This window comes from Arthrobacter zhangbolii (assembly GCF_022869865.1).
GTDB lineage: Bacteria > Actinomycetota > Actinomycetes > Actinomycetales > Micrococcaceae > Arthrobacter_B > Arthrobacter_B zhangbolii.
The window spans coordinates 2,967,701-2,979,946 of sequence record NZ_CP094984.1 but is presented as its reverse complement, the minus strand read 5'-3'; the positions used below and the strand labels follow the sequence as shown (position 1 = coordinate 2,979,946).

The following is a 12,246-nucleotide window of genomic DNA, read 5'->3' as shown; positions in this document are numbered from 1 at the left end:
GCCCTCCCCGGTCCGGGGGAGGGCGCCTGTGCTGTTATGCCGGGAGCGGTTACTTCCGCAGTGATTCGGCGATCTGCTGCATCACCGTGTTGTCGGCCAGGGTGCTTGAGTCCCCGGCTTCGCGACCTTCCGCCACATCCTTCAGGAGACGCCGCATGATCTTTCCGCTGCGGGTCTTGGGCAGTTCGGGAACCACCAGGATGTGCCGCGGCTTGGCAATGGGGCCAATCTCCTTGCCCACATGGTTGCGGAGGGTGGTGACAATATCGTCATCGTCCTTGGCGCTGCCGCGCAGGATCACGAACGCCACCACGGCCTCGCCGGTGGTGTCATCCGCCGCGCCGACGACGGCGGCCTCGGCCACCGACGGGTGGCTCACCAGTGCCGATTCAATCTCGGTGGTGGAGAGCCGGTGCCCGGACACGTTCATCACGTCATCCACGCGGCCCAGCAGCCAAATGTCGCCGTCCTCATCCTTCTTGGCGCCGTCTCCGGCGAAATACATGTTGTCGAACCGGGACCAGTAGGTTTCCTTGAACCGCTCCGGATCTCCCCAGATGCCGCGCAGCATGGACGGCCACGGCTCCTTGACCACCAGGAAGCCGCCGGAACCGTTCGGAACCGGTTCGCCCATTTCATCCACCACGTCCACCGAGATGCCCGGCACGGCTACCTGGGCCGAGCCAGGCTTGGTGGCCGTGACCCCCGGCATGGGGGCGATCATGTGCCCGCCGGTTTCGGTCTGCCACCAGGTGTCCACGATCGGAGCCGGGTTCTCCTTCTTCCCGCCGTTCGCGCCAATGACGTTCCGGTACCACATCCAGGCCTCCGGGTTGATGGGCTCGCCCACGGTCCCCAGCACCCGGATGGAATCCAGGTTGAATTTCTGCGGGATGTCCCGGCCCCATTTCATGCAGGTGCGGATGGCGGTGGGGGCGGTGTAAAGGATGGAGACCTTGTACTTTTCCACCAACTCCCACCAGCGGCCCTGATGCGGGGTGTCCGGTGTCCCCTCGTACATCAGCTGGGTGGCTCCGTTAATCAGCGGTGCATAGGCCACGTAGCTGTGCCCGGTGACCCAGCCGATATCCGCGGTGCACCAGTACACGTCCGTCTCCGGCTGCAGGTCAAAGGTGTTCCGGTGGGTGAATGCCGTCTGGGTCAGGAAGCCGCCGGTGGTGTGCAGGATGCCCTTGGGCTTGCCGGTGGTGCCGGAGGTGTAGAGGATGAACAGCGGATGCTCCGAGTCGTGTCCGACGGCGGTGTGTTCGGTGTCCGCGGTATCCACGACCTCGTGCCACCAGCGGTCCAGGCCGTCGGTCCACTCCACGGGTTCGCCGTTGCGGCGGACCACCAGCACGTTTTCCACGGTGTGGCCGGGCGCGGCGAGGGCTGCGTCAACGGCGGGCTTGAGTGCGCTGGGCTTGCCGCGGCGGTAGGAACCGTCGGCGGTGACCACCAGTTTGGCTTCCGCATCGTCAATTCGGCTGCGCAGGGCGTCCGCCGAGAAACCGCCGAAGACCACAGAGTGCACTGCACCGATCCGGGCACAGGCCAGCATGGTGATCACGGCTTCGGGAATCATCGGGAGGTACACCGCGACCCGGTCGCCCTTGGCCACGCCCAGGGACTCAAAGGCATTGGCTGCCTTCTTGACCTCTTCCGTGAGGGCTGCGTACGTGTAGGTGCGGGTATCGCCCGGTTCACCTTCAAAGTAGATAGCCACCCGGTCCCCGCGGCCCTCCTCCACATGCCGGTCCAGGGCGTTGTAGGCGGCGTTGAGCTTCCCGCCCACAAACCACTTGGCAAACGGGGCATCGGACCAGTCCAGGGCCTGGTCGAAGTCCTGGTCCCAGGCCAGAATGCTGCGGGCCTGCCGGGCCCAGAACTCCGGACCGTCAGCCGCATCCTCGTACAGGGACGGCTGCGCCACCGCAGCGGCCGCGAATTCGGCGCTGGGCGGGAAGCTTCGGCTTTCGTGCAGCAGGTTCTCGAAGGCGTCTCCGTGCTTCTTTGCAGGGGACTGATCAGACATAGTTGAACCCTTTCACTTCGCGTCAATCCATCACATGGTGATGGTGGATGGCTGGCATCCACACTAACGCCGGTTTTCCACTGTTGTGGCAGCGGTCACACAAAGAGTTACAAAACGGCCTGATTATGCGGTGAGCGGTATGTCACTGCCTCGGGGCGCGCCGTTGCTCGGCTAGTCTGCCTCGCCGTCGTTGATTTAGGCTGTCTGAAGGAAGTAACCGCTTTTGTGCCGTATATGCGCACCTCCCGTTATCCGCAGGCCCGCAGGGCTCCGGCGCGGAGGTCGTGAATGGAGATCAGTATGAATAACCCACCTGTTGAGAACGAGACCAGCAGCACGGCCGGCTCTTCGGAAACCGGCGGCCATCCCTCCGCAACGGCACCCGGTTCCGCGGCGCAGCCGCACACCGGGACCGCCGGCCGCAGCACGCGCGAGGCGCTCGCCGGACCGTTCGGACTCCGCGACATTGTGGTGGGTGCTTCCGCACTCGTGATGCTTGTGGGCAGCGTGCTGCCGTTCATCACCGTTTTTAACCTGGGCATTGTGCGCAACCTGAACCTGTGGAACGGGTTCTCCCTGTTCTTCGTCGGCATCGGCATCCTGCTGCCGCTGCTGGTTGCCGGCCTGTTCGCCGCACGCCGGCTGGCTCCCGGGACGAAGCTGCGCGTGGGATCGCTATCCCTCGACCAGTTCGCCTCGGTCTCGGCCGTCCTGGCGCTCGCCTTCTTCTTCATCCAGACGGTGACGGACTTCGCCGTCGGTCCGATGATTGCCCTCATCGGGTCCCTGGGCATGGTGGTTGCGACCACGCTGGCTCCGCACCTTCCGTTCTTTGCCGCGGAGTTCAAGGAACGTCCCGAGGTTCCCGCTGTTCCGGCTGCACGTGAAACCCTGCCGCTGCGGCAGCGTCCGGCCCGCCCCAAGACCGAGTCCGCCAACGCATCATCGCCGGCACCCCGCCGCTTCGAGAACCCCCTCCGCCGTCACAGCGGAGCGGGAACCGATGGCCCGGTAACCGAACGCGGCACCGGTGCTTCTGCCGGCACCGCGGCAGCCGCCTCCGCCGCCGGAACCGCCGTCGTTGGTACTGCAGGCGCCACCAAGGCGCAGGGAAGCCAGCCGCAGCCTGCGCAGCCGGGCAACGTCACGGCACCGGCCGCTGAACAGCCCGCGGCCGCCCCGGCCACTCAGGCACAGGATGTCCAGGCGCCCGCCGCGCCTTCCGGCGGAAGTTCAGAGCCGCTGGCAGCGACCACCGTCAACCCAGTCGTGAGAAGCTCGGAGCCTGCAGCGCCTGCGGCCGGGGAAAGCGATGCCGAACCCATCACCGCCACCCGGGATGAGTCCGAGTCTGTCGTGGAGGCCTTCTGGTTCGCCGTGGGAACACCGCGGCAGATTGTTGATGAGCGCACCGGCCTGCCGCTGTTTATGTTCCACCCCGGAGACTGGGAACTGGGACTGGAAGACCGCGGCGACGAATTCCTGGTCCAGGACAAGCGCACCGGCCGGATTGGCGTGTTGCGGGACCTGAGCAACATCGAGCGCGTGGACACCGACCAGTAAAGCGGCTCCTGCCGGCACCGGCATCAGCAACGCGCTGCCAGCAGCGCACAACCGTCAGCAGAAGGACAGCAGCATTGGCTAAGGCAACCGGTAATGATCCGTCCCTCCTCGCCCTGAAGCGGAGGGCCCGGCGGATCAACCGGATGCTGGGCGAGGTTTACCCGTATGCGGTGGCCGAGCTGGACTTTGGGAACGCGTTTGAACTCCTCGTCGCCACGGTGCTGTCGGCGCAGACCACGGACATCCGGGTGAATGCGGTGACGCCGATCCTGTTTGCCCGGTACCCGGATGCCAGGGCACTCTCCGAGGCAGACGAGGAGACGCTGCAGGAGATCATCCGACCCACCGGGTTCTTCCGGGCGAAGGCTGCGAGCGTGAAGGCGCTGTCCGCCCGGCTGGTGGATGAGTACGACGGCGAGGTGCCGAACCGGCTTGAGGACCTGGTGACACTGCCCGGCGTCGGCCGGAAAACGGCCAATGTGGTGCTGGGCAACGCCTTCGGTATTCCGGGGATCACGGTGGATACACACTTCGGGCGGCTGGCGCGCCGGTTCGGGTGGACCACGTCCAAGGACCCGGTCAAGGTGGAAGAGGACGTGGCGGCGCTGTTCGAGCCCAAGGACTGGACCCCGCTGTCCAACCGGGTGGTCTTTCACGGACGTCGGGTCTGCCATGCCAAAAAACCTGCCTGCGGCGCGTGCGCCGTCGCCCAGCTTTGTCCCTCCTACGGGGAGGGCGAAACCGATCCCGAGAAGGCACGAAAGCTCCTCAAATACGAGCTGGCCCCGGGACGCGAGGAACTGCACGCCCGGATGATGGCGGCCGAAACCCGCGCGCAGCTGCGTGCTGCCGGATACGGACTGGAAGCATGAGCGCCGTAACGGACCTGGAAACGCTGGCCGCTGCTGTCGCTGCCGGCACCACATCCTTCAACGCCAACATCAACCTGCTGCGCCGCAGCGTCGACCCGGCAACCGCACGTCCGGCCGCCGTGCTGATCCTCTTCGGCGTGCTGGATGACCGGCCGGCGGACTTTTCCGCAGACGCGGTACCGGCCGACGTCGACGTCCTGCTGATCGAGCGGGCCGCTACCCTGAACGACCACCCCGGACAGGTCGCGTTCCCCGGCGGATCGGTGGACGCGGAGGACGCCAGTGCGGTGGACGCCGCCCTCCGTGAGGCACGCGAGGAAACCGGCCTGGACCCCGCCGGCGTCCGGGTCCTCGGGTCGCTGCCCCAGATCGGACTGCCGTTCAGCAACTTCCTGGTGACCCCGGTGCTGGGCTGGTGGGACAAACCCACTCCTGTGGATGTGGTGGACTACGGCGAATCGGCAGCGGTTTTCCGGGTCCCCGTGGCGGACCTGATCAATCCCGAAAACCGCCGGACCGCAGTCCTCCCGGGCCAGGGCCGGTCAACAGGCACCCCTGCCTTCCTGGTCAATGACGTCCTCGTCTGGGGCTTCACCGGCATCATCCTCTCCAGCGTCCTGGATGAACTCGGCTGGGCACAGCCCTGGGACGAGAGCCGGGAGATCGTCCCGGCTCTGTAGGAGGCCAACCCCTCCATCCCGTCCCAACTCTGTGTCGGGGCCGCGTACCCTCCCGGGCAGGGCTATTCTTTAGATGCCCGAAGAATCGGGCAGAGAAGCGATCCGCCCCGTCCAGGGGAATGCCGTCCGGCTATCAGGGGGAAACTATGGCCGTGGCGGCCACACAAGCGCGGCACCGGAGCAAAGCGGCACCACCGGCGGGTAAACGGTTCCGTACCGACATCCAGGCCATGCGTGCCCTTGCCGTGTCCCTGGTCGTACTGAACCATCTGTGGCCCCAGAGACTCCCCGGCGGCTATGTTGGCGTTGACGTGTTCTTTGTGATTTCCGGGTTCCTGATCACGTCACATCTGGTACGCGAGATTGAGGCCACGGGCCGTTTGAGGCTCGGCGCATTTTACGCGCGCCGTGCACGCCGCCTGTTTCCTGCTGCCTTCCTGGTCCTCGCCGCATCCATGCTGCTGACCTTGCTGTTCCTCCCCTACCCCCAATGGATGGCCACGGCGCAGGAAGTCCTGGCCAGCGTTTTCTATGCCGAGAACTGGTTGCTTGCCGCTAAGAGTGTGGACTATTCAGCCATGACGGAGGCCGCCTCCGCCGTTCAGCATTACTGGTCCCTCTCGGTGGAAGAGCAGTTCTACCTGTTGTGGCCTTTGGCCCTGATTCTGTTTGCAGCCTTGGCCCGGCGCCGTGGGCGTCACGTCCGTAATGTGCTGCTTCTAGCGGTTTTCGGCGTGGCGGCTATGTCCCTTCTTTACAGCGTCTATGTCACGGTGAGTTCTCCGGAACAGGCATACTTCGTGACTCCTGCCAGGGTATGGGAGTTTGCCGTCGGAGCTGGGGTGGGCTTGGCCGCTGTGCAGCTACGCTCTATTGTCTTCCGCAATGTGCTGGCTATCGCGGGCTTCGGCCTGATCCTGGCAAGCGCCCTCACCTTCGATGCCGAAACACCGTTTCCGGGCTGGACTGCGCTGGCGCCCGTACTGGGCTCGGCCTTGGTGATCCTCGCAGGGGCTGGCCGCCGAGGGCTCATTCACGATGTCCTGACGGCTCTGCCACCCGTGCAGTTTGTCGGCAAGATTTCCTACTCGCTTTACCTTTGGCACTGGCCGCTGATCGTGGTGGCACCTTACGCACTTGGAGTCGTACCGACGGCCCCATACAAACTGGGCATCCTGGCCGCCGCCATCCTGCTGGCCTGGGGCACTAAGCGGTGGGTGGAAGACACCTGGATCAAGCCGGGCTCCGGACGGACCCGTCGGCATATTGGGCGCCACGCTGCACAGGTCCCGGGATTCCGGGCACCGGTCGCCGGTATGGCTGCTGTCGCGGTTGCAGCAGCACTTTTAGGTGTCGTCGGTGACACGAAAGAGGAACAAGCCCTGGAACTCGCTGCCGCCGGAGCTTCCGGCCCGTGCTACGGCGTCGCAGCCCTGGAGAACCGGGAGTGCAGCAACCCTTTCGCCATTCCGGTAGCCGTTCCCCATATGGGTAAGGAAAACGAGTACTGGACACTCCCTACGGAGTGCGCTGGAACCGAAGACAAAATGAAGGAGGGCGGCGGCCCCGTAGTCTGTGATTTTTCGGGAGGCAATCCCGAAGCTGAAACCGCCTGGTTGGTGGGAGATTCCCACGCCCAGCACTGGCAGGAGCCGGTGCTGATGCTGGGGAAGGAACACGGTTGGAAGGTCAACATCAGCTACCTCGGCGCCTGTCCTCTCCTGGACGCACCCATCGTGTCCTACCAAGGCAAGAATACGCACCCGGCTTATGTGGAGTACTGCCAGAAATGGGGTCGCTACGTTACCGATACCATCGAGGAAGACGCACCCGACAGGGTGTTTGTGAGCATGTTCGTAGCCGGGGAGGTCATTGATGACGGGACCGGGGCTTCACAGAACGAGCAGTACATCCAGGCGCTGAGCCGGGACTGGCAACGCTGGGTCGATGCAGGGTCCGTCGTGATTCCCCTTGCAGACCCGCCGCTCAATGGAATGGTCCGGGACCCTATGTGTCTTTCCCTGAACTCCACCACTCCCCTTGAATGTGCGGCCCCGAGGGAGCAAGCGGTGAGCGCGAACCCCTTCGCAGGGGCGGCAGAACGGATGGGAAGCGAGAACGTCAGACCTGTCGACCTGACCGATTTCTTCTGCGATTTGCGCAATTGCTATGCAGCCGTGGGAGGCATGTCCGTCTACTTCGACGGCAACCATATGAACGCACAGTACTCACGTCAGCTTGCCCCCCATATTGCAACGGTCTTGGACTGACCCGGGTTACTTGGCGTCGGCGTAGGAATCCACGGGAGTGACCAGTACGGGAAACTCCAGCGGAATGGAACCGAAAAGCAGCCTGGTCGCCGCGGCGGCGGCGTCGGACACCAGGGCGCTGACTTCCTCCACCCGGTCCGCCGGGACGTGGAGCATCACTTCGTCATGCAGGAAAAAGACCAGTTCTCCCGCGGGGGAGGCGGAAGAGGCCGCGCGCAGCCGGCGCCGGATCTCTGCCAGCCAGCACAACGCCCATTCCGCGGCGCTGGCCTGGACGACGAAGTTGCGGGTGAACCGTCCGCGGGAGCGGGCCAGGGATTCCGCGCGGCGCTGTTCCTCCGCGCTGGCGCTGCGCTGGGTCTGCAGCCAGCGCTCCGACGGCGGCGGGCAGCTGCGCCCGAGATGGCTGCTGACCACCCGTCCGGCCTCCCCGGCCCGGGCGCCGCGCTCCACCACGCCGATGGCCTGGGGGTAGGCGCGGGTCAGCACGGGCATCAGGCGCCCGGATTCGCCGCTCGTAGCACCGTACATGGCACCCAGCATCGCCATTTTGGCCTTGGCCCGGTCGCCGTCGAAATTAACGTCCGCGATTCCCTGATAGAGGTCCTTGCCGCGGGCGGCCGCTGCCAGCGCCGAATCCTGCCCCAGGGCAGCAAGCACCCGGGGCTCCAGCTGGGCAGCGTCGGCCACCACAAACCGGTGTCCGGGATCGGGACGGACGGCATCGCGTACGGTTTTGGGAATCTGCAGGGCGCCTCCGCCGCGGGAGGCCCACCGCCCCGACACCACCCCGCCCACCACATACTCGGTGCGGAACCGGCCGCCCTCCACCCAGGCATCCAGCCAGGTCCATCCATTGGCCGTGAGCAGCCTGGCGAGCTTCTTGTATTCCAGCAGCGGCCCGATAGCCGGATGGTGGTGCTGCTGCAGTTCCCACGAGCGTGTGCTGCGCACTTCTATACCGGCCCGGTGCAGGGCGCGCAGAAGCTCATGCGGGGAATCCGGGTTGAACCCGGGGTTGCCCAGCAGCCGGCGCAGCTCATTCGCAAGACCTTCAAGTTTCTCCGGGCGCCGCCCTTCCGGCGGGCGCGGACCGAGCGCGTCCATGAGCATGGCCTCGTGGAGGTCACGCCGCCAGGGGATGCCGGCGTGCTCCATTTCCACCGCGATCATGCCGCCGGTGGACTCAGCGACCGTGAGCAGGGTGAGCTTCGCCGGGGCCTCGGACCGGGCCACGGCGTGAAGCTGGTCGGCCAGCTCCGCCGTCAGCTCGGCGATGCCGTTCCGGCGCGGACCCGCGGACACATCATCCGGGGCATCCAGGGTGTCGAAGATGGAGGTCTGGTTCGGTGACTGCCGCAGCGGCGGCAGCTGCCGGGGCGCCAGATCCGCTTCCACGTCCGGTGCCTCGGCCCGGAGTTTTTCGATGTACGGAGTCGGCGGGGCGGACTCGGCGAAGCGGAGGATGCCTCGGACGAGGTCCAGGTCATGGCACCGCTCGACCATGATCCCCGCGGCCAGCAACGGAGCATAGGTGCGGCGGGCAGATTCCCACACCCAGCGGACGGGACGCTGCTCGTAGTGCCTGACGGCATCGGGCAGGTCCCTGGCCGGCACGGTGACCGCCGGCGCCAACGGGGCCCCGGCGTCGTCCGTTTCCTGAAGCGTCCAGTCACCCTCCGGCAGCCGGCCCGATGCCGGACCGGGAGCGAGGACGATATACATGCCTCTATTCTCACCCGGAACCGGGCTCCGGTGGTTCCCGCCGGCGGTGCACCGGCGGGTCCCGTAATGGGGGAGACTGGTAGCTCACCAACTCTCAGGGCGGAAACCACGTGATCACTCTTGCGCAGGACAATGACGGCTTCATCCGGATGGAGCGGCACTTTCCCCTGTCCGCAAGCATCCGGATCAGCTTCAGCGACGGAAGCACCGGGGTGTTCACCGGCGCGCGGGTGAATCGGGCGTACGACGACGCAGTGGCCGTGTTCCGCGCAAAGAACCATTTGGACGCCAAGGGCTTCTCCCGGACGGCCAAGCTGCCCCGGAATGCCAAGATCAATGCGGTTCCGGTTTCCCCCGACATGGGGGAGTAAGCATCCCCGGGGCCGCCGGGACGGGACCCTGGGAGAGGCCCCGGCAGCCGGGACCCTCGCTCGGCTGGGCCCCAGGGGCTGCCGGATGAAAACAGGCTCAGCCGGAATGACGCAGTTTCAGCCGGAGGAAGCAGCGGATGCGTCGGCGCCCAGATGCCCGGAGACATGCCGCAGCAGATCGGGCACCACTGCCGGATGGAAGTAGTGCCCCATGCCCGGGATCGTCAGCGAGCGTGCGCCCGGGATGGCCGCAGCTGTTGCCGCGCCTCCGCTTGGATGCACAATCGGGTCCTTGTCGCCGTGGATTACCAGCGTGGGAGCCTTGATCCGAGCGAGATCGCCGGTGCGGTCTGCCGAGGCATTGATCGCACCCAGCTGCCGGGCGCGGGCAGTTCCGCCGTCCGGGTAGGCACCGCGGTCCCAGACCTGGCCGGCCAGCTCCGCTTCGGTGGACGGGTCCGCCGGGTTGGCCCGCCCGGAAAGATGCCGCATCATTCCCACCCGGGCCCGGATGAATTCCTCGCGGGTCCGCGGCGGACGGGCTGCGAACCGGCGCTTGGTGGAGAACGCCGCGGCGCCGACGTGCCGGGCACCGGTTGTGGAGATCAGCGAGGTCAGCGTGAGCACCCGGTCCGGGTGGTGGGCGGCAACCGACTGGGCAATCATCCCGCCCAGCGACATTCCCACCACATGCGCCCGCTCCACCTGCAGATGATCCAGCAGCCCGATGACGTCGTCGGCCATGTCCTCAATCAGGTAGGCGCCGGGCATTGGCCGGGCCAGAGCCTGATGCAGCACCGTGGGGGTGGGCGTATCCATCCGGTCGGAACGCCCGGCGTCGCGGTTGTCCAGGCGGATCACGCGGTGACCGGCCGAGGTAAGGCCCGCCACGAACGGGGCGGGCCACGCGGTCAGGTCCAGTCCCAGACCGGATAGCAAAACTACCGGCTCACCGCCCTCGGGGCCTTCCGCGCGGTAGCAGAGGCGCAGCCCTGACTCCAGCGTGACGAAGCGGTCGGTACCGTCCGGCACCTCGCCGGGCACCTGGCCCTGCGGCCCGCTGAACTGCAGGTATTTGTCCACCAATGCACCTTTTTGCAGGTCCCGGCGGTCGGCCAGGAAGTTCATTGTCATCAGCCATGGCGCCGCCATTCCCTGCCGGGGGAGTTCCGCCAGGCTGCGCTGGACGTACCCGGCGCCGAAATCCAACAGCGGCCTGGTGGGCATGCCAGAAGGCGCCACCGGCACGGCCGCGGCGTACTCCTGCCGGTCCATAGCCGTGAGCAGACGGGAGAACCATCTGGTCACCAGCCCGATCTTCAAGGTCCAGGAGGCATTGGTGTAACCGATGGCGAATGCCATGTTCGGGATACCGCTGAGCATCACTCCGCGGTAGGCAACGTGGTCGGTCAGGTCCACCGGCGTGCCGTCCAGGCGAAGGTCCATGCCGCCGAAGACCTGCACAGTGAATCCCGTGGCAGTCACTACGACGTCGGCTTCCACTTCCGCCCCTGAGGCCAGACGGAGGCCGCGTTCGGTGAATCCTGTGGTCTGTCCGGTGACCATGGTGGCTTTGCCGCTGCGCAGTGCGGCAAAGAAATCGCCGTCCGGAACGGCGCATAAGCGCTGGTCCCACGGCTGATACGGCGGGTTCAGGTGCTCCCGCTCGAAACCCTCCGGAACGGCACGGGACTGGATGCCGCGGATGACCTTGCGTGCCAGCTTCGGCCAGCGCCGGCAGAAGGACCAGATGGCCAGCTGGCGGCGGGCGCTGACCTCGGCCATGATCCGGCCGGTGCGTTCGGGGCCGACGACGCCGCGTAGCCGCCGGGCCACCGGGTCCGTTGCGGGAACGGGGAGGATGTAGGTGGGGGTGCGCTGGACCATGGTGACCTGCGCACCCAGTTCCGCCAGGGCCGGAACCAGAGTGACGGCGGTGGCTCCGCTGCCGATGACGGCGATCCGCCTGCCGGCGACCTCCAGGTCTTCGGGCCAGTGCTGCGGATGCACCACCGGCCCGGTGAACTGTTCCCTGCCGGGTAAATCGGGGGCATACCCCTGGTCGTAGCGGTAATAGCCGGCGGCGTTGAAGATCCAGTTGGCTGTCAGATGAAGGATCTCTCCGCTTTCCACTGGCTCGGCGGCGGCACCGTCCGGGCCGGCTTCCGGGGTGCGGGTGCGCTCCACGGTCACGGTCCAGCGCGCATCCCTGGTGGACCAGTCAGCGGAAAGCACCTTGTGGTGGTAGCGAATCAGGGCATCCACGCCGTACTCGGCGGCAGTGCCCTTCAGATATTCCAGAATGCTGGCGCCGTCGGCTATGGCCTTCTCTTCCCGCCAAGGACGGAAGTCATAACCGAAGGTGTACAGGTCTGAGTCGGAACGGACGCCGGGATAGCGGAACAGGTCCCAGGTCCCGCCCGGGCGGCCCCGGGTTTCCAGGAGGGCGACGGAACGGCCCGGGTGGTCTTCGCGCAGACGGCAGGCGACCCCAATGCCGCTGAGCCCGGCGCCGATGATCAACACGTCCAGATGTTCCACGCCCGAATCCATGACTCCCCGTTTCCTCTGCGGGCACGCCTTTATGCCCGGTTACCGCGACCCTATCGGAACCCTCCCACGTTATCCGGTTGGTCTAACGTTTCACCCGCCACTCACCGGGTTTTGTCAGCACCGGACGGTGTGCGGCTCTTTCCCTCCACACCGGGTCACCGGCGCCGGGTTGTCCGC

Annotated in this window: 8 protein-coding genes; 5 read left to right on the top strand and 3 right to left on the bottom strand. The window is 66.3% G+C overall.

What is annotated here, in order from left to right; translation table 11 throughout:
• Positions 1-49: 49 nt before the first annotated feature.
• A complete protein-coding gene (acs, locus tag MUK71_RS13850) occupies positions 50-2,035 on the bottom strand; it encodes an acetate--CoA ligase (protein WP_227928568.1) in 1,986 nt (661 codons plus the stop codon).
• A 300-nt stretch (positions 2,036-2,335) separates the two neighbouring features.
• Here acs and MUK71_RS13845 point away from each other — a divergent pair, with 300 nt between their 5' ends.
• The 4 genes from MUK71_RS13845 (at position 2,336) to MUK71_RS13830 (ending at position 7,420) form a co-directional block, all read left to right on the top strand.
• Positions 2,336-3,598, top strand: a complete 1,263-nt coding sequence (locus tag MUK71_RS13845; RefSeq protein WP_227928570.1) for an ABC transporter permease family protein — start codon at positions 2,336-2,338, stop codon at positions 3,596-3,598.
• A gap of 74 nt (positions 3,599-3,672) precedes the next feature.
• Complete coding sequence (gene nth, locus MUK71_RS13840) at positions 3,673-4,470, top strand: endonuclease III (protein ID WP_227902527.1); 798 nt, start codon at positions 3,673-3,675, stop codon at positions 4,468-4,470.
• Entirely contained in the window at positions 4,467-5,150 is a 684-nt protein-coding gene (locus MUK71_RS13835; protein WP_227928571.1) for an NUDIX hydrolase, read from the top strand. The genes nth and MUK71_RS13835 overlap by 4 nt, the downstream gene beginning before the upstream one ends.
• A 146-nt stretch (positions 5,151-5,296) precedes the next feature.
• The gene (locus MUK71_RS13830) at positions 5,297-7,420 is read left to right on the top strand and encodes an acyltransferase family protein (RefSeq protein ID WP_227928572.1); all 2,124 of its coding nucleotides are present in this window, start codon (positions 5,297-5,299) and stop codon (positions 7,418-7,420) included.
• A gap of 6 nt (positions 7,421-7,426) precedes the next feature.
• Here the strand turns inward: MUK71_RS13830 and MUK71_RS13825 are convergent, their stop codons facing one another.
• Positions 7,427-9,145 carry a bifunctional 3'-5' exonuclease/DNA polymerase gene (locus MUK71_RS13825; protein ID WP_227928574.1) on the bottom strand — a complete coding sequence of 573 codons (1,719 nt, stop codon included), beginning with the start codon at positions 9,143-9,145 and terminating at the stop codon, positions 7,427-7,429.
• A 110-nt stretch (positions 9,146-9,255) separates the two neighbouring features.
• Here MUK71_RS13825 and MUK71_RS13820 point away from each other — a divergent pair, with 110 nt between their 5' ends.
• Positions 9,256-9,516 carry a hypothetical protein gene (locus MUK71_RS13820; protein ID WP_227902518.1) on the top strand — a complete coding sequence of 87 codons (261 nt, stop codon included), beginning with the start codon at positions 9,256-9,258 and terminating at the stop codon, positions 9,514-9,516.
• Positions 9,517-9,633: 117 nt separating this feature from the next.
• Here the strand turns inward: MUK71_RS13820 and MUK71_RS13815 are convergent, their stop codons facing one another.
• The gene (locus MUK71_RS13815; protein WP_227928575.1) at positions 9,634-12,069 is read right to left on the bottom strand and encodes an alpha/beta fold hydrolase; all 2,436 of its coding nucleotides are present in this window, start codon (positions 12,067-12,069) and stop codon (positions 9,634-9,636) included.
• Between the last annotated feature and the right edge of the window lie 177 nt (positions 12,070-12,246).

What these genes read in the sequence shown, in the direction of transcription:
- MUK71_RS13815 (WP_227928575.1), bottom strand. Translation starts at nt 12,069, where the DNA reads ATGGATTCGGGCGTGGAACATCTGGACGTGTTGATCATCGGCGCCGGG.
- MUK71_RS13845 (WP_227928570.1), top strand. Translation starts at nt 2,336, where the DNA reads ATGAATAACCCACCTGTTGAGAACGAGACCAGCAGCACGGCCGGCTCT.
- acs (WP_227928568.1), bottom strand. Translation starts at nt 2,035, where the DNA reads ATGTCTGATCAGTCCCCTGCAAAGAAGCACGGAGACGCCTTCGAGAAC.
- MUK71_RS13825 (WP_227928574.1), bottom strand. Translation starts at nt 9,145, where the DNA reads ATGTATATCGTCCTCGCTCCCGGTCCGGCATCGGGCCGGCTGCCGGAG.
- MUK71_RS13835 (WP_227928571.1), top strand. Translation starts at nt 4,467, where the DNA reads ATGAGCGCCGTAACGGACCTGGAAACGCTGGCCGCTGCTGTCGCTGCC.
- MUK71_RS13830 (WP_227928572.1), top strand. Translation starts at nt 5,297, where the DNA reads ATGGCCGTGGCGGCCACACAAGCGCGGCACCGGAGCAAAGCGGCACCA.